The following is an 18,177-nucleotide window of genomic DNA, read 5'->3' on the forward strand; positions in this document are numbered from 1 at the left end:
GAAATGATACAATGGATGTTAGCAGTGCATTATATCGCTTAAATGGATAACAGATGAATAACAGTGTTACACAAAGCCTGGACGATTTTATTCAGCGCTATATTGAGGCTCATCAGCAACAGAACCATGGCCTGAAAACGCAGTGGGATGAGCAATGGCCATCACCCTGCGAATTGGGGCAGCCGGATCCACAGGGGCTGATCCGATGGCAACCGGTGAAACGACATCAACAAGCTGACTTCAGCGCAACCGAGCAAGCGCTGGAGATGGTTTTTCATGCTGATATCAAAACGTATTACTCCAGTTACTGGAGTGAGGGCCTTAATGCCAGTACGGCACGAGGAGGCTTACAGTTGCTTCAGGCCTGGAACGAGGATGATTTCGAACGCTTGCTGCAAAATCTGGTCGGCCATGTATTGATGAAACGGCGGCTGAAGCAGCCTGAGACGCTGTTTTTTGCTGTTACCGATGATGATGATTTTATCATCAGTCTGGACAACGCATCGGGTAAGGTGATGCTCGAACAGGTTGGTCTGGAACCAAAAGAAGTGCTGGCTGAGAGACTGAGTGAATTTCTGACAAAAATCGAACCGCAGGTTCAGTCAGTGTGATCTGTCCGCATTTTCTTATCTAACAGTTTTTCCAACAGCGTTTCCAGCCTGTCCATGCGGACCTCCAGCTTGTCCAGTCGCTGCTCCGTTGATATCGGCGTGACAGCCGCTTGCCGGGGTTTGGGTAACTCAATATTCGGATTCTTTTTCCATTTTTGCAGCACTGCCAGAATTTCCGGTAGTGGTAACGGGTGACTGGCGTGGCGTTTAATCAGGGCTACAGAGGGCGTTTTTCCGGATTGGCTCAGCGACTGACACAGCGACAGAATGTAGTGGTGATGTTGCATGGTGGTGTTGGTCTCTTTGTTGGTATTGCTAAAAACTGGTCAGATTCGCTATTTTATCATGGGGTACCGAGATGGGTATTTTAATAAACTCATATTTTTCAGTTAGTTATCTTTTGGCCTTGATGTTGCAGAGCTAAAACTCCAATCCCGAGCAGAGACGGGTGAGTTCAGGGTTGTGCGATCTTGCAGACAGCCCTCATTTTTCAAAAAGAGGTAACAATGAAAACAACAATAGCGGCACTCTCACTGATATCTGTCTTTACCCTTAGCGGTTGTGTAATTTCTGTAGATGGTAATGGCGATGGATACAGTGACAGTGGTTGGCAAAAACGAGAAGCTCAGAATCGACAATTGATTGCGAGACTGGAGCCGGGCCGGGACTTTAATCAGATTTCAGCTGAATTTGGTTCGCCTGATTTCAGTGAATTTCATCAGAATGAGCAGGGCAGTTATCAGGTGCTATTTTATCGTACCCACAAGAACAAAGGTGATGGTGTGACCACTATTGATGAGTGTACGCCACTGGTATTTAAGGATGGCGAGCTTGTTGGTTGGGGAACCAGCGCTTATGCTGCGGTAAACTAGCCTGATACCGCTATTTATCTGGTAACAGGCTGAGGTATTATCTCAGCCTGTTATTGAGTTGGTCTATCACTTCTGCCCAATCCGCATCTTCCTGCAAGGCACCACGAAGCAGGCTGGATTGTGAAGAACTCCAGAACGGTGCGTCTTCCAATCTGGTTTTGCTGTCCAGCCCTTTATGCGTGTCAATAAAGTGATTAATAGCTGCTTCGTCATCTGCCAGCCCCAACTGGCCAAACAAATCCTTTAGTGTAGGGTTACCGATATTCATATTTTGACTCTGCCTCTTAACAAGGGTTTAACAAACCGTGCGGCTTGAGTTATTGTAACTATAGTCAACCCTCTCGGATTTTTGCATGAATACAGCTCCCCTGAACCCGGATGATATTAAAGCCGTTTATCTGACAGAAGAAGATCTGGTAGTGGCCTCATCGATTTTGTATCAGGCATATCATGATGACCCGCTGTTTATGGAGATTTTCAAGGCAGAGGATGATGAATATGAGTCCAGATTACGGGGCGCAATCCGCGAAGAGCTGAATACGTTCTGGCGGGCCCGCCAGCCGATGATTGGCATTTTTGAAGGTCAGCGATTATTGGCTGTGGCCTGCGTGTTGAGACCGGACGCAGGTTTTGGTCCCGGACGTTTCTGGCACTGGCGTCTGAAAATGTTGCTCACTGCCGGCCTTTTCGGAACCCGGCAGATGGTGGAAAAGGAGCAGAAGGTCAAAGACAATGTGCCGGCCAGACACTACCACCTGCTGTCTTTTATCGGAGTACATCCTGATCATCAGCACCGTGGTCTGGGACACCTGCTGATGGGGGCCGTAGACACCCTGGTCAGAGAAGATCCGCAGAGTCAGGGCGTGGCGGTACTGGTAACGTTGCCAAAATGCCTGAGTTTTTTTGAGCATGGTCAGTATCATCATTTGAGCGAACTTCAGGTTGGACGTATTCGTGGTCAACTGATGTTCCGGGACCGCTCTGAAAAGTCGTAAGAAGAGTGCCTCTCCTTTTGTACGAAATATCTTACATTTTTGTAGGAAAATCTGACTTTCTGCATCAGTAGAAAGACCTACAAAATTTCTTAACATATTGAAAATAAATAATAATTTAAAAGTCTTTCCGGTTTGCGATATTTCTGTGCCCAGAAACTTTTTTACCTGCCCATGGCAAACTTCTGCCGTTGCTATATCTTTACTCCTGTCACAAGGAAACACGATGGGTCACGGACGCATTCCAGGGACAACTTCAGGATGAAGAATACCGGTATTGAGGATGGCCGGTAATGATGGAAAACGGAAAGGGATAGGTTCAGGATGAACCTCTCAGTCAGGATGATTGAGTAATAAGGAGAGGATGACAAAAGGATTTGGAACAAGGACTGATACAGCAAAGGCATGCATTATAGGGAAGTAGTCATCGGTAGGGGCGCGGCTTTTTAGCCGCGCCTTTATTTATTTGCGGTCGCTGAAACCTGCTATCGGCTCCATCCGCTATCTCCGTATTGGTTCTTTGTCGCTCTGATAATAGCTATATCTCAACATCATCGAGATAACTTGCCGTTGAGTCTGGTATTTTTATTCAGATTCTATAGGGTGGCAATGTGGTCTGGGTCACATGTCGGCCACGCATTACCAGCACGCCCTGATAGGCATCTTCGCCATTACCGGAAAACTCGAAGTTGAACTCTGTATGCCAGTCCAGTTTGCCCCGGTAACTGCCAATCCGGGTTTTACGCCGCGACAGAGAAATTAATTGCAGGCCCTGTTGGTTACAGTAACGGGTCAAATATTCACTGGCACTCTCACTGATGGCACGAATACGCCAGAACTGCCAGCCAACCCCAACCAGCACAAAGATAAGAACCAGTTCAAACAGTGTCATCGTCCCTGCTCACTAAAAAGGGTGCCGATAGCCCTGAGCAGTGTCTGGCTCTTATGAGGACTGCGCAGCATACCAAGCATCTGCTGTCGTAAGGTCGGGATTCTGACTAAATCGGCAAAAATGGCGCTGAATAACTCCGGCGCCTGTGTCGCCACAGTGTCCATATAGCGATTAAACAATTCATGCTCAGTCAGACGATGCCAGTGCCGGCCGCTGATGGTGATCAGAATATCCGTGGCCAGCGCCGGCTGACTAAGTAACTGACGAATAAAATCTGACACACGGCGATTCTCTTTACTTCGGGATAGCGCCCGCAGCGACGCTATCTGCACTTGATCCTCGGTTGATGAATTTGCCCACTCCAATATCAGATCAGTAAAGGCCACATCGGGATGATGATTTTCCATGGCTTCACAGAGATGAAGCCTGACTTCGGCAGCCAGCTGGGAAAACTTTTCCAGCACAATGTCGCGGACGCCGGGATCGTCCATGGCCGCAGCAATATCATTGATGCCTTGTAAGGGTAATTCTGTCCAGTCCTTGTCCTGTGGCGCCTGCATATAGGCCAGGGCCTGTTCAAAGTACTGACTGCGCGGTAGCGCCAGCTGTTTCCTGATCAGACTATTAAAACCTGCCATCTGCTGTTGTGGGGGGGCAAAGCTGTAAGGATGATCTGGCACATCCTGTACAGATTCTCCCTGGGCCTGTCTGGCCAGGGCCTCGAGCAGAATACGCAGGAAGTGATCCCTGGGTCCCGGAACCAGCTTGCTCTGCTCATCAAGGGGAAGCTTTAAAAACCAGATAAAATATTCTGGCGCAGGGCTGTGGGCAACGGCATGTTGTCCTGGAGTAGCTTGCCAGAACAGCACAGCGATCCACGCAGCGCCAAGCCTGGGTGAAGGGTGGGGGATAAGGCCATTTTCAATATCCACAAACTCTTGTGCAGTTAACGTCCGGATCCCCCGGGACATATCAAAAACCTGATATTGGCTATTGGCGTGTAGCAGAAATTCACTAATAGTACTGATGTTCGACATGTTATCCTTGGCGGTTTTAAACAGGCAATCTGAACCCGGGCAATTATCCAGGCGGATTGGTATTATACCCTGAGAAGCAGTAACAGGCATCCTATGTCAGCAGTCAGTAGTAAGCACAAACAGACTCTCCGGTTACTCGGGCGATTGCGCCTGAGTCTGGAACAGCAGGCCTTATGGCAATCAGTGCCGCCATCGTCGGCCGAACTTGCCAGTGAGCAGCCATTTTGCTGCGATACACTGATGTTTGAGCAGTGGTTACAGTTTGTGTTTATTCCGAAGATGGAGGCGCTGTGTCAGCATCAGTTGCCTTTACCGGGCCACATGAGCTTACTGCCAATGGCAGAACAGGCCTGGCCGGAACATGTCAGAGGCAGTGAATTGATGCAAACATTGCATGCTTTCGATCAGTTATACCGGCAGGAGCCATAAATGCTGCCGGTTCTCTATCAGGATGACTATATGATTGCGGTGCACAAGCCAGCCGGGTTGCTGGTTCATCGTAGTCTTATTGATAAATATGAAACCCGTTTTGCCATGCAGATGGTGCGTGATCAATTAAATCAGCATGTGTTTACCGTGCATCGGCTGGATAAACCTACCTCCGGCGTGCTGTTGTTTGCTCTGAATCGCGATGTGGCAAGACTGCTCAACCCGATGTTCGCAGAGGGTAAGGTAGAGAAAACCTATCGTGCTATTGTCAGGGGTTTCAGCCCACCGGGAGGGCGCATCGAGCATGCACTGAAAGAAAAGCTTGATGCCATTGCAGATAAAAAGGTCCGTACTGACAAAGAGCCACAGTCTGCAATCAGTGAGTATAAGACAAGGGCACGTTTTGAATTGCCTTTTGCTGTGCGGCCATACAAAACGGCCCGCTATTCACTGGTGGAGCTTCATCCTCATACCGGCCGCAAGCATCAGTTACGCCGCCATATGGCGCATATTAATCACCCTATCCTGGGGGATGCCAATCATGGTGACGGCAAGCACAATGCCATGCTCAGAACCGAATTTGATTTTCAGGGACTGGCATTAAACGCATCTGAGATAGCGCTTAACCATCCGGTAAGCGGGCAAAAATTAGTGATCAAATCTGAGTCTGAACCACGTATGCAAAGACTCCTGACCCTTTGGCGAGACAATAACTGGGAGAGAGAATGTCCAGAGTAAGTATTTTTTACGGCAGTGTGTATGGCAATGCCCAGCAATTAGCAGAAGATGTACAAACGGAGCTGGAACAACATGGCGTGAAGGCCGAGCTGCTGGATGAGCCAAAACTGGACGATGTGCAGATGGCCGATGAGCTGTTGTTTATCAGCTCTACTACCGGGCAGGGCGATGTACCACCTAATCTTGAAGGCCTGATTCTGGATATGGAGTCCCGCTTTCCACTGCTCGACGGACGCCCCTTTGCGGTGGTGGCGCTGGGCGACAGCAGCTATGGTGATACTTACTGTGGCGCGGGCCGGCATATTTATGCGTTGCTTGAGGAGTTGCAGGGCAGCGCCAAAGCACCGCTTCTTAAGGTGGATGCCTGTGAGACGCTGGAGCCTCAGGACGAGGTGTTACCCTGGATTAAACAGCTTTATACGAACTAAGTCTCTCTCTGAGAATGTTGTTTTTACAGCAGAGAATGACAAATGGAACACCCTGGCAATTCTTTTTCAGGGTGTTCCGGTGCACAGTTGCTATTATTCCGCGGCTCTGAGCAAAGCGTTAATACCGACTTTGGCGCGGGTTTTTGCATCGACTTTTTTCACAATAATGGCGGCATACAGGTTGCACTTGCCATCTTTTGAGGGCAGGGTGCCGGAGACCACTACAGAGCCTGCCGGTACCCGGCCATAATGGATCTGGCCGGTTTCTCTGTCATAGATACGGGTGCTCTGGCTGATATATACGCCCATGGAAATCACCGCACCTTCTTCTACAATCACCCCTTCGACGATCTCTGAACGGGCGCCGATAAAGCAGTTGTCTTCAATAATAGTGGGGTTGGCCTGCAGGGGCTCCAGTACTCCGCCAATACCTACGCCACCGGATAAATGTACGTTTTTACCAATTTGTGCGCAGGAGCCAACCGTAGCCCAGGTGTCTACCATAGTGCCTTCGTCAATATAGGCGCCGATATTGGTGTAAGAGGGCATCAGCACCACATTTTTCGCCACATATGAGCCGGTACGTACCGTTGCCGGTGGCACCACCCTTACCCCCTCATCGGCAAACTGACGGGCAGTATAATCGGCATATTTCAGCGGTACCTTGTCGTAGAAGCGACTTTCAGCCCCGTCTATTAACTGGTTGTCATGCAGACGGAAATACAACAGCACGGCTTTTTTCAGCCACTGGTGGACGACCCATTCTCCGGCAATTTTTTCGGCCACGCGAGCCTCACCCGTGTTAAGCATGGCAATGGCCTGTGACACGGCATCGGCCACTTGCATATCTGCGCTGTCCAGCTCGTTACGCTGTTCAAAGGCCTGTTCTATGATGGATTTCAGTTCTGACATGTTTCACTCTGTGTTTGTTGATTCAAAATGGACATTAGTTGCTTTTTCAGTGTGACCTGTTGTTCATTGGTCAGGGCTTCGCCCTGACTGTTGGTGAGAATAAACAAGTCCTCCGCCCGCTCACCTATGGTGGTGATCTTGGCCATATGCAGAGACAAGTCGCAGATCACAAATTGTTGCGAGATGGTGGCCAGCAGCCCCGGTGCATCAAGCGCTTCCAGCTCAAGCAGCGTCATATTGGCCTGATTGGTAAAAAAGCGCATTTTCACCGGAACATTGAGTTGTTTCATCCGTCTGGGCATCTTTCGGTTGTTCTGGTGGGCACTGCCCGGTCGTTCCAGTTGGGCAAGAATGGCATCTTTGAGGCTCTGACGACGGGAGCCAGAGGTGATGCGGCTGCCATCATCCTCAAGAATTACAAAGCTGTCGAACACGTAGCCATCCTGTGTGCTCATAATCTGTGCGTCATGGATTGAACAGTTACGGCTGTCCAGTACCGAGGCAATCTGTGCAAACAGGCTGGCCCGGTCGCGACCATAAAGAATAAGCTCGGTACCGGCCTTTGAGGTATCATCGCTGACTTCAACAATGACCTGATTCTCTGCCAGGCTTTCATTGCCGAGGATGACACTGGCATGCCAGACCAGCTGGCTGGGCTTAAACCGCACAAAATAGTCCCAGTCCAGGCGATCCCAGAACTGTTGTACCTGATGGTCGTCTTTGCCCATAGAGGCCAACAGGTTAAGGGCTTCCTGCTGGTGTTCTTCCACTTTGGCTTTAAGATCAATCTGACATTCCAGGCCGCTTTCAAGGGCCTTTTTGGTCATCAGATACAGCTCTCTTAACAACGACGCTTTCCAGTCATTCCAGAGGTTATCATTGGTGGCGCGGATATCTGCCAGAGTCAGCGCGTACAGATGCTCCAGATAATTGACATTACGTATCTTGCCGGCAAATTCATTAATGACATCAGGATCATAGATATCCCGGCGCTGCGCGGTAACGGACATCAGCAGATGATTCTCTACCAGCCATACCACCAGTTCCTTGTCTTTTTTGCCAACGCCATGAGTGTCGCAAAAAGCACGCAGATCTTCTGCGCCGAGCTTGGAATGGTCACCACCGCGACCTTTGCCAATATCATGGAAAATGGCGGCGATATACAACAACTCAGGCTTGTCCAGATTCTGGAAGATCCTGTGGCAACGGGGGAAGTCCCTGGCGCCTTCACTCTGACTGTAATGATAGATATGTTTGATTAATCTGTGGGTGTGTTCATCTACCGTGTAGGCATGGAAGAGATCAAACTGCATCATGCCCACAATCTGGTTCCACTCGGGCAGATAGGCCTGCATGATGCCGTGCTTGTGGGCCACTTCCCAGGCAAAGGAGAAGAAATTCGGGTGTTTGAGCAGTCGCATAAAGAGTTCACGGCAACCAGGGCGTTCACATAAAAACGCCGAACGGAAATTACGCCGGGCGTTACGCAGCAGTCTGAGTGTGGCCGAATGTAACCCCTGTGCCTGAGGTGTATCTGAAAGCAGTACTAAAAAACTCAGCAGCTTTTCCGGGGTGTCAAATACCTGGTCATGGCGGGCCTGTAACAAGCCATCGGCAAGGGCAAAATCCTGATTAATCGGCTCAAACCGGCGCACTTTTGCTGCCAGTATATCCTGGCGAAAATGCTGCAACAGCATCTCATTGAGCTCTGAAATCCGGCGCACCGTGCGAAAGAACGCTTTCATCATGGTTTCTACCGAGGCTTTGCCCTCATCACCATATCCCAGGCGTTTCGCCACCTCGGGCTGAAAATCAAACAACAGACGGTTCTCGCTGCGCCCGGCTTCCAGGTGCAGGGCAAAGCGAATGCGCCATAAATGATTACGACACTCGATCAGCTCTTCAAATTCTCTGGCAGTAAAGTAATTGTGCTCCACCAGTTCCTGACCTTTGAGCACCTTAAAATGTTTTTTAGCCACCCAGCCAATGGTCTGAATATCCCGCAGACAGCCGGGGTTCTCTTTGACATTAGGCTCGAGGTTATAGGCGGTGCCGTTAAACTTGGCGTGGCGTTGACGTTGTTCATCGTATTTGGCTAGAAAGAAATCTTTACTGCTCCAGAACCCTTTGCCCTGAACTTTTTGCTGCAAGCGATTAAAAGTCTCTTTGCTGCCACTGAGCAGGCGCGCTTCGATAAGATTAGTCGCGATGCTGACATCGTCTTTTGCCAGCTTGATTGTCTGTGACAGGGTTCTGACAGAATGGCCCACATCCAGACCAATATCCCACAGCAGCGTCACGAAACGACCAAGCTTTTCATTGATCTCTTCGCTGGGCTTTTTGTGATTCAGCAGCAGCAAATCAATATCTGAATAGGGTTGCAATTGCCCGCGGCCGTAGCCGCCAACGGCCACCAGCGCCAGTTCAGGATAGCTGTGTAATTCCAGTAGCTGCCAGATATGGCGCAACAGCGCATCCACAAAGGTTGCCCGGCCGCGCACCAGATTATCCACCTCTGTAAGTGAGGCATTGTCTTCCAGCCATTGATGGTTATTTTCGATACAGGCCTTGAACGCAGCGATATTATCCACCGTGCTGATGCGTTTTATCTGGCCGAGCAGGCTCTGCAGCGACAAGGGCAACTCCTTAGTGGTTGATTACCCGCGCAATTGTTTCATCACTGCGCAGGGTCAGAATTTCACAACCCGTGGCGGTAACCAGCAGGGTATGCTCCCACTGGGCACTGAGACTGCGATCTTTAGTGACCACTGTCCAGCCGTCTTTGAGTAGCTTGGAATGACGCTTACCGGCATTGATCATAGGCTCAATGGTCAGGCACATGCCTTCCTGCAACACCTCACCGGTACCGGGTTTGCCATAGTGCAGCACCTGAGGATCTTCATGGAATTCGGCGCCAATGCCGTGACCACAATACTCTCTTACCACTGAGTAGTGATGCTGCTCAGCATGTTGGGCAATCGCATGGCCGATATCACCAAGCTGTACACCCGGGCGTACCAGTTCAATACCTTTATACATACATTCCTGGGTGACTCTGATCAGACGCTCCGCAAGAATACTGGGCTGACCTACCACAAACATCTTAGAGGTATCACCGTGATAACCATCTTTGATCACTGTGACATCAATATTGATGATATCCCCGTCCTTGAGTTTCTTATCTGAGGGGATACCATGACAGATCACGTGGTTGACAGAGGTACAAATGGATTTGGGAAATCCATGGTAATTCAGCGGTGCCGGAATAGCACCCTGCTGATTGACAATGTAGTCATGGCAGCGCTGGTTAAGTTCATCGGTGGTGACCCCTTTTTGTACATAGGGACCGATCATCTCCAGTACTTGTGATGCCAGCTTTCCGGCGATGCGCATCTTGTCTATTTCGTCTTTTGTTTTGATAATGGCGGTCAATGTTTTTCCACTTTCCTGATTCCAACATTCAGAGGCGCATTCTAGCCTCTGCGCCGCCGTCTGTATAGGCAGGGAGACAGCATTGAGGCTAACTTCGACATAACAATCAGTTGTATCTTATAGCCTGACTATGGTATAAAGCCGCCCGCAAATTAAGCCTGTTCCAACAGAGCCGGTGTAATTTGCATTAACATTATTTAATCACACACATATATCGACACAGTTTTCGGGGTGTCTGGGAGTGCTTCAGGTACTGTTCAGATCGAGAACTGGGATATATGGAGGCCTAACCCCATAAGGAAAAATTATGGCAAACGTATCTATGCGCGACATGCTGCAAGCCGGCGTGCACTTCGGTCACCAGACCCGTTACTGGAATCCGAAAATGAAACCTTACATTTTCGGCGCCCGTAATAAAGTACATATCATCAATCTTGAAAAAACGGTTCCATTGTTCAATTCCGCACTGAACTACCTGTCCGGCGTATCTGCCAAAAAAGGTAAAGTGCTGTTTGTCGGTACCAAACGTGCTGCCAGCGATGCAGTTAAAGATGCCGCGATCCGTTGCGATCAGTTCTACGTGAACAAGCGCTGGCTCGGCGGTATGCTGACCAACTGGAAAACCGTTCGCCAGTCCATCAAGCGTCTGAAAGATCTTGAGCAACAGGCTCAGGACGGCACTTTTGAAAAGCTGACCAAAAAAGAAGCCCTGATGCTGACCCGCGAAATGAATAAGCTGGAGTCCAGTCTCGGTGGTATCAAGAACATGGGCGGTCTGCCTGATTGTTTGTTTGTTATTGACGCGGTACATGAGCACATTGCTATTACCGAAGCCAGAAACCTGGGTATCCCGGTTGTTTCCGTAGTGGATACTAACTCAGATCCTGACGGTGTGGATTATGTTATCCCTGGTAACGACGATGCCATTCGTGCCGTTCAGCTTTACCTGAACGCCGCCGCCGATGCCATCGGTGAAGGCCGTGAACAGAACCTGGAAGCCCAGGCTGAACACGACGATTTCGTCGAAACTGAATAAGCGTCATGCAGTTGTCACAGCGGCCTGAAACACTGAGCCGCTGTGACACTGTGTCTCACAAGGGTTCCCTTGTGGTCCAACGAACAACTCTACAGAGGAAAGAGAAATGGCAGTAACTGCAGCTCTAGTAAAAGAACTTCGTGAACGTACCGGTGCCGGTATGCTGGATTGTAAAAAGGCGCTGGAAGAAACCAATGGCGATGTTGAGCAGGCCATTGAAAATATGCGTAAATCCGGTCAGGCCAAAGCCGCCAAGAAAGCCGGTCGTATCGCCGCAGAGGGTGTGATCCTGACTAAAGTCGAGGGTAACCATGCGGTGATGGTTGAACTGAATTGTGAAACCGACTTTGTTGCCCGTGATGAAAGCTTCCTGGCCTTTGGTGATAAGATTGTTGACCTGGCCCTGGCTAACAGACTGAACGACGCAGAAGCGCTGAACAATCTGGAACTGGACGGTATCAAAGTTTCTGAAGCCCGTGAAAACCTGGTTGCAAAAATCGGTGAGAACATTACTGTTCGCCGTGTGGTCAGCATCGAAGGTGATAACCTGGGTGCCTATGTGCATGGTGGCCGTATCGGCGTATTAACCATCCTTGAAGGCGGTGATAGCGAGCTGGCTAAAGATGTGGCCATGCACGTTGCTGCGTCTAATCCGCAGTTTGTTAAGCCTGAACAGGTTCCGGCTGATGTGGTGGAAAAAGAAAAAGCCATTCAGATCGATATCGCCATGCAAAGCGGTAAGCCTGCAGAAATTGCTGAGAAGATGGTTGCTGGTCGTATGAGCAAGTTTACCGGTGAAATCAGCCTTACCGGCCAGCCGTTCGTCAAAGATCCTTCTCAGAGTGTTGGTGCCTTGCTTAAAGCCAGCAATGCTGATGTGGTCAACTTCGTACGTTTCGAAGTGGGTGAAGGTATTGAGAAGAAATCTGAAGACTTCGCCGCCGAAGTACAGGCACAAATGGCCGCAGCCAAGAAATAAACTGGCCTGCGACTTTTGCCCGGTGGCAATGTCATAGATACCCAAGTCACTCGCAATGTGAGGTTTCTTGGGTATAATACGAGCACCTCTTTAAGGGGTGCTTTTTTATGTCCAGGGACGGACGGTATGCCGGAGTCGCAGGGAGCACCTCTTCGGCGATGTTTGCTCTGGCGACATCCTTAGATACCGGTGGTAACCTGAACTGGAATGCAATCAGAGTGCGCCGGTGTTGTCAGGTTGAAAAATGGCGTTGGTTCACCGCAATTTATACAGGAACAACTGATCAATGAGTATTAATCCCAAATCCGCCTACAGACGCATATTACTCAAACTCAGTGGTGAGGCCCTGATGGGGCAGGAAGGTTTTGGTATCGATCCTAAAGTGTTGGATCGCATGGCTCAGGAAATTAAAGAGCTGGTAGAGTTGGGTGTGCAGGTCGGCCTGGTTATCGGAGGTGGCAATTTATTTCGCGGTGAAGGTCTGGCTAAAGCCGGTATGAACAGGGTTGTCGGAGACCACATGGGTATGCTGGCTACGGTGATGAACGGTCTGGCCATGCGTGATGCCCTGCACCGGGCTTTTGTTAATGCCCGTCTGATGTCCGCTATTCCCTTAAACGGAGTCTGTGATGCCTATAACTGGGCCGAGGCTATCAGTCTGTTAAAGTCAGGCCGGGTGGTCATCTTTGCTGCCGGCACAGGCAATCCCTTTTTCACGACAGATTCGGCAGCTTGCTTACGAGGTATCGAAATTGAAGCCGATGCGGTGCTTAAAGCGACCAAGGTCGATGGCGTTTTCGACTCGGATCCGGCCAAGAACCCGGATGCGGTAATGTATCAGCAACTCACCTATCAGGAAGTGCTGGAAAAAGAACTCAAAGTCATGGACCTGGCCGCCTTTACCCTGGCGCGGGATCATAATTTACCTATCAGGGTGTTTAACATGAACAAACCCGGTTGCCTCAAAGATGTGGTGATGGGCGAAGATGTCGGCACCTTGATCGATCATCAGAAGAATCTGGCTTAGAAAAGTAAAACAGGATTACAACAATGCTAAATGAAATTAATAAAGACGCCCAAGAGCGTATGAATAAATGTATCAGTGCCCTGAAGAGTCAACTGGGTAAAATTCGTACCGGCCGTGCTCACCCCAGTCTGCTCGACTCTATCACGGTGTCTTACTACGGCGCTGATACACCACTGAATCAGGTGGCGAATGTGGTGGCCGAAGATGCCCGTACGCTGGCCCTGACCGTATTTGACAAGAGTGCCACACAAGCTGTGGAGAAGGCCATTATGCAATCAGACCTTGGCCTCAATCCCATGAGTGCCGGTACCGTGATTCGTATTCCCATGCCAGCACTGACAGAAGAACGTCGTAAGGATTTTATCAAGGTTGTGCGGGCCGAAGCCGAGCAAAGCCGTGTTGCCATTCGTAATATCCGTCGTGATGCCAACAGTGATATCAAAGAATTGGTAAAAGAAAAAGAAATTGGCGAAGATGAGGGTCACAGCGCCGAGGAAGGGATCCAGAAACTGACCGACGAGTTCGTAGGTAAAATCGATCAGTTGTTGGCCGACAAGGAAAAAGAGCTGATGGAAATCTGAGCGGCGCTCGGTTCAAAGGATTTTCATGACAGCCAATTCTGCGATACCCAGACATGTTGCCATCATTATGGATGGCAACGGGCGCTGGGCCAAACAACGGGGCAAGATCAGAACCTTCGGGCATAAGGCCGGGGTCGAGTCTGTGCGCAACGCCGTTACTTTTGCCCGAAAGCAGGGTATCGAGGCCCTGACCCTGTTTGCCTTTAGCAGCGAGAACTGGAATCGCCCGGCAGAGGAAGTCGGGGTGTTGATGGAGTTGTTCAATCTGGTATTGAAAAGTGAAGTCAAGAGGCTGCACAAGAATGATGTCCGGCTAAAGGTGGTGGGTGATACCAGTCGCTTTGATGGAAAATTGATTGAGCGGATACATGCCGCTGAAGCCCTGACCGCTGATAACCAGTCACTGGTACTGAATATTGCCGCCAACTACGGTGGTCGATGGGATATTATCCAGGCGACCAGAGATTGCGCCGAAAAAGTCCGCGACGGGCAACTGGAGATCAGTGATATAGATGAAGAACTCTTTTCCCGTCATATCTGTCTGGCTGCTCTGCCACAGCTGGATTTGCTTATCCGCACCGGTGGCGAGAGCAGGGTGAGTAATTTTCTGCTCTGGCAACTGGCCTATTCTGAGTTGTATTTTACCCCTACTCTGTGGCCTGATTTTGACGAAGAGGCATTCGGTCAGGCGTTATCCGATTTTGCTGCACGCCAACGGCGCTTTGGCATGACCTCTGAGCAGGTGGAAGTATGAGCCTCAATTCTGTGCGCTACAGGAGTCATCCCGAATGTTAAAGCAACGGGTAATAACAGCGCTGGTGCTGGCTCCGCTGGCCCTGATTGCGATTTTGTTTCTGCCTTTACGTGGCTTCGAACTCTGCATTGGTCTGATTGTGGTACTCGGTGCCTGGGAATGGGCTAACCTGATGGGGCTTAAGAATCGTCCTGCCAAAGCTCTCTATACCTTGCTGGTAGCGGCAATTTGTACCCTGCTGGCTTATCTGGTGCCGGTAAAGCAGATATGGGTACAGGGGCAACTCACGGAGTTATATCTCTTTATACTGGTGATAGCAGCGCTGTGGTGGGTAGTTGTGCTGCTGATGATACTGGCCTATCCAAAATACACTGCGTTGTGGCGTAACAGTCGCTCTTTGCGGGGACTTTTCGGTATTCTGACTCTGGTACCCACCTGGGTAGCTATCGTGACACTGCGCACTCAGCTCTATGATGTTGACACCCTGTATGGCGCGTCACTGATTTTTTATGTGCTGGGCATCGTGTGGGCGGCCGATATTGGTGCCTTTTTTATCGGCGTTAAATTTGGCCGGCATAAGCTCAGGCCTAATGTATCCCCGGGCAAGACGCTGGAAGGGCTGCTCGGTGGTATTGCCGCGTCTTTTGCGATTATCGGTTTTGCTGCTCTGCATTATCAGGTTAATGCCAGCATGATCTGGACGCACCTGATCATAGGTGGATTGACTGTAGCCGTATCGGCACTGGGGGACCTTAATGAGAGTATGTTCAAACGTTGTGTGGGCTGTAAGGACAGCGGCACGCTGCTGCCGGGCCATGGCGGTATTCTGGATCGTATTGACAGTCTGACCGCAGCCTTTCCGGTTTTTGCTCTGTGCTATGTGTTGTGGATGACCTGATGCAACGACTTACTCTGCTCGGCTCAACCGGTTCAATCGGCGAAAGTACGCTGGATGTTATCCGTTTGCATCCCGGACACTATCAGGTTTTTGCCCTGACCGCCCATACGCGCCTGGACAGACTGATGCAGCAGGCCCGCGAGTTTAAACCTCAATATCTGGTGGTGGCCGATAAGGCTGATTACCGCCAAGCCTGCGAGCTGGCATCACAATATCAGGTCAGTAGTGAGGTTCTCGCCGGTGCCGAGGCGCTGGCCTTTGTCAGCGAACACCAGCAAACAGATTCTGTGATGGCGGCCATTGTTGGCGCTGCAGGTTTGTTACCTACCATGGCTGCGGCCAGAGCCGGGAAAAAGGTACTGCTGGCGAACAAGGAAGCGTTGGTGATGTCCGGCCAGCTTTTTATGGATGAGGTCAGCAAAGGCAAAGCACAACTGTTGCCTATAGACAGTGAACATAATGCCATTTTTCAGTGTTTGCCGACAGATTATGTCTATGGGGATCCGCAGGCAAAAGGCATTGCCAGAATCCTGCTGACAGGCTCGGGTGGTCCGTTTCTGCACACAGATAACAGCAAACTGGATACGGTGACACCCGCCCAGGCCTGTGCCCACCCTAACTGGAGTATGGGCCAGAAAATTTCAGTCGACTCTGCCACCATGATGAACAAAGGCCTGGAGTTTATCGAAGCCTGCTGGCTTTTCGGTCTTAAGCCTGAGCAAATTGAGGTGGTATTGCACCCACAAAGTGTGATCCATTCGATGGTGCAATACAATGATGGTTCAGTACTGGCTCAGTTGGGGCACCCGGATATGCGCACTCCCATTGCTCATGCCCTGGCTTATCCTGAGCGGATTGCATCTGGTGTTGCACCGCTGGATTTCGCGCGGATGGCAGATTTTTCTTTCCGGGCTCCGGATTTCGACAAGTATCCGAACCTGGCGTTAGCGATAGAAAGTTGTGCCGCTGGTCAATATGCCACCACCGCGCTCAACGCAGCCAATGAAATCGCGGTGAAGGCATTTCTGGATGGTGAACTCCCATTTACAGGTATCGCAGAGGTAAACCGCAGCGTGTTGGATCGGCTCAAGCCCTGTGAACTTAACAGTATTGATGACATCATAGGCTTTGATAACGAAGTCAGGGTATTGGCCAGTGAGTGGATTGGTCAGATGTCACAGCGGGCACTGGGGTTGTAAATGTTAAGTTTCCTGTGGAGTTTATTGTTTTTTATTCTCGCCCTGGGGGTGCTGGTGGCAGTCCACGAATGGGGACATTTCTTTATAGCCAGGCGCTGTGGTGTTAAAGTACTGCGTTTTTCGATTGGCTTTGGCAAGCCACTATGGCGTCGCACCGATAAAACCGGCACTGAGTTTGTGATTGCGGCGATCCCACTCGGCGGCTATGTAAAAATGCTGGACGAGCGGGTTGAACCGGTTCGCGATGAGGATTTACCCCGGGCCTTTAATCGCCAGAGCGTGGGGCGGCGTATTGCCATAGTGGCGGCGGGACCGATGGTGAACTTTATCTTTGCCGTATTTGCGCTGATGTGTATGTATATGCTTGGCGTCGAGACCGTCAAACCTGTTGTGGGTAATGTACCAGCGCAGAGTATTGCGGCAGAGGCCGGTACCCGCAGTGGTATGCAGATTCTGCAGATCGGTAGCCGGGAAACACCGGATTGGGAAGCGGTTAACCTGGAGCTGGTATCACATATCGGAAAATCTCGGCTGGAGATGATGGTCAGTGATCAGCAGCAGGGCAGACAACGGCTGGTTCTGGATATCAGCAACTGGCAGTTTGATCCTGACAAGGAGTCAGCCCTGCTCAGTCTGGGTCTGGAACCCTACAGGCCGGATGCCACTACGGAGCTGGCATTTGTCGCTGAAGACTCGCCTGCACAGCAGGGAGGTTTGCAGGCAGGAGATAAAATACGGCAACTGAATGGAACTCCTGTGCAGAATTGGGTACAAATAGTGGATTTTATCAGTGCACGGCCTGATGAAAGCCTGACGTTGCAGGTAGAGCGACAAGGTGGTCTAAGTGACATACAGGTTCAGGCCGGGCGTCGGGAGATAAATGGTGAATCTCAGGGATATCTGGGGATCGTGCCCCGTTCTGAGCCCTGGCCGGATAGCTACCGGATAACCAGACAGTTTGGCCCGGTGGGCGCCCTGGTGGAAGGTGCCGATAAAACCTGGCGCTTAATGGTGCTCAGTGTTGAGATGATAGGCAAGCTGATTAGCGGAGATGTGTCAGTAAAAAATTTGAGTGGCCCTATCTCCATAGCTCAGGGAGCAGGTGTCAGTGCTGGTTATGGGTTGGTGTATTTTTTAAGCTTTCTGGCTTTGATCAGCGTTAACCTCGGTATTATTAATCTTTTACCCTTGCCGGTACTTGATGGTGGACACCTGCTTTACTATTTTATTGAACTTTTGACGGGCCGTCCTGTGCCTGAAGGGGTGCAGGAAGTCGGGTTTCGTATAGGTGGCGCACTGTTGTTGCTGTTAATGTCAGTAGCAATTTTTAATGATATCGCTCGCTTGTAGACTAATAACA

21 protein-coding genes are annotated in these 18,177 nt (G+C 50.3%); 14 read left to right on the forward strand and 7 right to left on the reverse strand.

Annotated features, from left to right (window positions below):
* The first annotated feature begins 53 nt into the window (after nucleotides 1-53).
* Nucleotides 54-611, forward strand: coding sequence for a SecY-interacting protein (gene syd, locus AT746_RS05305; RefSeq protein WP_062477464.1), 558 nt, complete (start codon nucleotides 54-56; stop codon nucleotides 609-611).
* Here syd and AT746_RS05310 read toward each other — a convergent pair.
* Entirely contained in the window at nucleotides 599-898 is a 300-nt protein-coding gene (locus tag AT746_RS05310) for a hypothetical protein (protein ID WP_062477468.1), read from the reverse strand. The genes syd and AT746_RS05310 overlap by 13 nt on opposite strands.
* A gap of 219 nt (nucleotides 899-1,117) precedes the next feature.
* On the opposite strand from AT746_RS05310, the gene AT746_RS05315 reads away from it, so the two are divergent.
* Nucleotides 1,118-1,483, forward strand: coding sequence for a DUF3192 domain-containing protein (locus AT746_RS05315; protein WP_062477471.1), 366 nt, complete (start codon nucleotides 1,118-1,120; stop codon nucleotides 1,481-1,483).
* 37 nt (nucleotides 1,484-1,520) lie between these two features.
* Here the strand turns inward: AT746_RS05315 and AT746_RS05320 are convergent, their stop codons facing one another.
* Nucleotides 1,521-1,751 carry a DUF2789 domain-containing protein gene (locus AT746_RS05320; protein WP_062477474.1) on the reverse strand — a complete coding sequence of 77 codons (231 nt, stop codon included), beginning with the start codon at nucleotides 1,749-1,751 and terminating at the stop codon, nucleotides 1,521-1,523.
* Nucleotides 1,752-1,836: 85 nt separating this feature from the next.
* Between AT746_RS05320 and AT746_RS05325 the strand changes: the two genes are divergently transcribed.
* Nucleotides 1,837-2,478 (forward strand): GNAT family N-acetyltransferase, encoded by a 642-nt coding sequence (locus tag AT746_RS05325; protein ID WP_062477477.1) that lies wholly within the window; start codon nucleotides 1,837-1,839, stop codon nucleotides 2,476-2,478.
* 586 nt (nucleotides 2,479-3,064) lie between these two features.
* Here the strand turns inward: AT746_RS05325 and AT746_RS05330 are convergent.
* Together AT746_RS05330 and AT746_RS05335 are read right to left on the reverse strand one after the other, a co-directional pair.
* Nucleotides 3,065-3,367, reverse strand: a complete 303-nt coding sequence (locus tag AT746_RS05330) for a DUF3301 domain-containing protein (RefSeq protein ID WP_062477480.1) — start codon at nucleotides 3,365-3,367, stop codon at nucleotides 3,065-3,067.
* Nucleotides 3,364-4,404, reverse strand: a complete 1,041-nt coding sequence (locus AT746_RS05335) for a DUF3549 family protein (protein ID WP_197414332.1) — start codon at nucleotides 4,402-4,404, stop codon at nucleotides 3,364-3,366. The genes AT746_RS05330 and AT746_RS05335 overlap by 4 nt, the downstream gene beginning before the upstream one ends.
* Nucleotides 4,405-4,497: 93 nt before the next feature.
* Here AT746_RS05335 and AT746_RS05340 point away from each other — a divergent pair, with 93 nt between their 5' ends.
* The 3 genes from AT746_RS05340 to AT746_RS05350 are packed head-to-tail and all read left to right on the forward strand — an operon-like array spanning nucleotide 4,498 to nucleotide 5,999.
* Nucleotides 4,498-4,833, forward strand: coding sequence for a YqcC family protein (locus AT746_RS05340; protein WP_062477486.1), 336 nt, complete (start codon nucleotides 4,498-4,500; stop codon nucleotides 4,831-4,833).
* Nucleotides 4,834-5,571 (forward strand): pseudouridine synthase, encoded by a 738-nt coding sequence (locus AT746_RS05345; RefSeq protein WP_062477489.1) that lies wholly within the window; start codon nucleotides 4,834-4,836, stop codon nucleotides 5,569-5,571.
* Entirely contained in the window at nucleotides 5,559-5,999 is a 441-nt protein-coding gene (locus AT746_RS05350; protein ID WP_062477492.1) for a flavodoxin domain-containing protein, read from the forward strand. Before AT746_RS05345 ends, AT746_RS05350 begins: the two co-directional genes overlap by 13 nt.
* Nucleotides 6,000-6,092: 93 nt before the next feature.
* Here AT746_RS05350 and dapD read toward each other — a convergent pair whose 3' ends face one another.
* Genes dapD through map form a run of 3 tightly spaced genes read right to left on the reverse strand, consistent with a single transcriptional unit; the run spans nucleotide 6,093 to nucleotide 10,415 of the window.
* Nucleotides 6,093-6,911, reverse strand: a complete 819-nt coding sequence (gene dapD / locus AT746_RS05355) for a 2,3,4,5-tetrahydropyridine-2,6-dicarboxylate N-succinyltransferase (protein WP_062477496.1) — start codon at nucleotides 6,909-6,911, stop codon at nucleotides 6,093-6,095.
* Complete coding sequence (gene glnD, locus AT746_RS05360) at nucleotides 6,899-9,547, reverse strand: [protein-PII] uridylyltransferase (protein ID WP_062477500.1); 2,649 nt, start codon at nucleotides 9,545-9,547, stop codon at nucleotides 6,899-6,901. Before glnD ends, dapD begins: the two co-directional genes overlap by 13 nt.
* Before the next feature lie 10 nt (nucleotides 9,548-9,557).
* Nucleotides 9,558-10,415, reverse strand: coding sequence for a type I methionyl aminopeptidase (gene map / locus AT746_RS05365; RefSeq protein WP_335338216.1), 858 nt, complete (start codon nucleotides 10,413-10,415; stop codon nucleotides 9,558-9,560).
* A 235-nt stretch (nucleotides 10,416-10,650) separates the two neighbouring features.
* Here map and rpsB point away from each other — a divergent pair, with 235 nt between their 5' ends.
* The 8 genes from rpsB (at nucleotide 10,651) to rseP (ending at nucleotide 18,167) form a co-directional block, all read left to right on the forward strand.
* A complete protein-coding gene (rpsB, locus tag AT746_RS05370; RefSeq protein ID WP_062477505.1) occupies nucleotides 10,651-11,379 on the forward strand; it encodes a 30S ribosomal protein S2 in 729 nt (242 codons plus the stop codon).
* 106 nt (nucleotides 11,380-11,485) lie between these two features.
* Entirely contained in the window at nucleotides 11,486-12,358 is an 873-nt protein-coding gene (gene tsf, locus AT746_RS05375) for a translation elongation factor Ts (protein WP_062477510.1), read from the forward strand.
* 286 nt (nucleotides 12,359-12,644) lie between these two features.
* A complete protein-coding gene (gene pyrH / locus AT746_RS05380; protein WP_062477513.1) occupies nucleotides 12,645-13,385 on the forward strand; it encodes a UMP kinase in 741 nt (246 codons plus the stop codon).
* 23 nt (nucleotides 13,386-13,408) lie between these two features.
* Nucleotides 13,409-13,966, forward strand: a complete 558-nt coding sequence (gene frr, locus AT746_RS05385; RefSeq protein WP_062477515.1) for a ribosome recycling factor — start codon at nucleotides 13,409-13,411, stop codon at nucleotides 13,964-13,966.
* A 25-nt stretch (nucleotides 13,967-13,991) separates the two neighbouring features.
* Complete coding sequence (gene uppS, locus AT746_RS05390; protein WP_062477519.1) at nucleotides 13,992-14,720, forward strand: polyprenyl diphosphate synthase; 729 nt, start codon at nucleotides 13,992-13,994, stop codon at nucleotides 14,718-14,720.
* A 34-nt stretch (nucleotides 14,721-14,754) separates the two neighbouring features.
* A complete protein-coding gene (locus AT746_RS05395; protein WP_062477522.1) occupies nucleotides 14,755-15,618 on the forward strand; it encodes a phosphatidate cytidylyltransferase in 864 nt (287 codons plus the stop codon).
* The gene (ispC, locus tag AT746_RS05400) at nucleotides 15,618-16,817 is read left to right on the forward strand and encodes a 1-deoxy-D-xylulose-5-phosphate reductoisomerase (protein ID WP_062477525.1); all 1,200 of its coding nucleotides are present in this window, start codon (nucleotides 15,618-15,620) and stop codon (nucleotides 16,815-16,817) included. Before AT746_RS05395 ends, ispC begins: the two co-directional genes overlap by 1 nt.
* A complete protein-coding gene (gene rseP / locus AT746_RS05405; RefSeq protein WP_062477528.1) occupies nucleotides 16,818-18,167 on the forward strand; it encodes a sigma E protease regulator RseP in 1,350 nt (449 codons plus the stop codon).
* Nucleotides 18,168-18,177 lie beyond the last annotated feature (10 nt).

The sequence above is a fragment of the Lacimicrobium alkaliphilum genome (genome assembly GCF_001466725.1).
GTDB classification, from domain to species: Bacteria; Pseudomonadota; Gammaproteobacteria; order Enterobacterales; family Alteromonadaceae; genus Lacimicrobium; species Lacimicrobium alkaliphilum_B.

Excerpts from the sequence above, each read along its gene's own strand:
- syd (WP_062477464.1), top strand. The coding sequence starts at position 54 with ATGAATAACAGTGTTACACAAAGCCTGGACGATTTTATTCAGCGCTAT.
- AT746_RS05310 (WP_062477468.1), bottom strand. The coding sequence starts at position 898 with ATGCAACATCACCACTACATTCTGTCGCTGTGTCAGTCGCTGAGCCAA.
- AT746_RS05315 (WP_062477471.1), top strand. The coding sequence starts at position 1,118 with ATGAAAACAACAATAGCGGCACTCTCACTGATATCTGTCTTTACCCTT.
- AT746_RS05320 (WP_062477474.1), bottom strand. The coding sequence starts at position 1,751 with ATGAATATCGGTAACCCTACACTAAAGGATTTGTTTGGCCAGTTGGGG.
- AT746_RS05325 (WP_062477477.1), top strand. The coding sequence starts at position 1,837 with ATGAATACAGCTCCCCTGAACCCGGATGATATTAAAGCCGTTTATCTG.
- AT746_RS05330 (WP_062477480.1), bottom strand. The coding sequence starts at position 3,367 with ATGACACTGTTTGAACTGGTTCTTATCTTTGTGCTGGTTGGGGTTGGC.
- AT746_RS05335 (WP_197414332.1), bottom strand. The coding sequence starts at position 4,404 with ATGTCGAACATCAGTACTATTAGTGAATTTCTGCTACACGCCAATAGC.
- AT746_RS05340 (WP_062477486.1), top strand. The coding sequence starts at position 4,498 with ATGTCAGCAGTCAGTAGTAAGCACAAACAGACTCTCCGGTTACTCGGG.
- AT746_RS05345 (WP_062477489.1), top strand. The coding sequence starts at position 4,834 with ATGCTGCCGGTTCTCTATCAGGATGACTATATGATTGCGGTGCACAAG.
- AT746_RS05350 (WP_062477492.1), top strand. The coding sequence starts at position 5,559 with ATGTCCAGAGTAAGTATTTTTTACGGCAGTGTGTATGGCAATGCCCAG.
- dapD (WP_062477496.1), bottom strand. The coding sequence starts at position 6,911 with ATGTCAGAACTGAAATCCATCATAGAACAGGCCTTTGAACAGCGTAAC.
- rpsB (WP_062477505.1), top strand. The coding sequence starts at position 10,651 with ATGGCAAACGTATCTATGCGCGACATGCTGCAAGCCGGCGTGCACTTC.
- tsf (WP_062477510.1), top strand. The coding sequence starts at position 11,486 with ATGGCAGTAACTGCAGCTCTAGTAAAAGAACTTCGTGAACGTACCGGT.
- pyrH (WP_062477513.1), top strand. The coding sequence starts at position 12,645 with ATGAGTATTAATCCCAAATCCGCCTACAGACGCATATTACTCAAACTC.
- frr (WP_062477515.1), top strand. The coding sequence starts at position 13,409 with ATGCTAAATGAAATTAATAAAGACGCCCAAGAGCGTATGAATAAATGT.
- uppS (WP_062477519.1), top strand. The coding sequence starts at position 13,992 with ATGACAGCCAATTCTGCGATACCCAGACATGTTGCCATCATTATGGAT.
- AT746_RS05395 (WP_062477522.1), top strand. The coding sequence starts at position 14,755 with ATGTTAAAGCAACGGGTAATAACAGCGCTGGTGCTGGCTCCGCTGGCC.
- ispC (WP_062477525.1), top strand. The coding sequence starts at position 15,618 with ATGCAACGACTTACTCTGCTCGGCTCAACCGGTTCAATCGGCGAAAGT.
- rseP (WP_062477528.1), top strand. The coding sequence starts at position 16,818 with ATGTTAAGTTTCCTGTGGAGTTTATTGTTTTTTATTCTCGCCCTGGGG.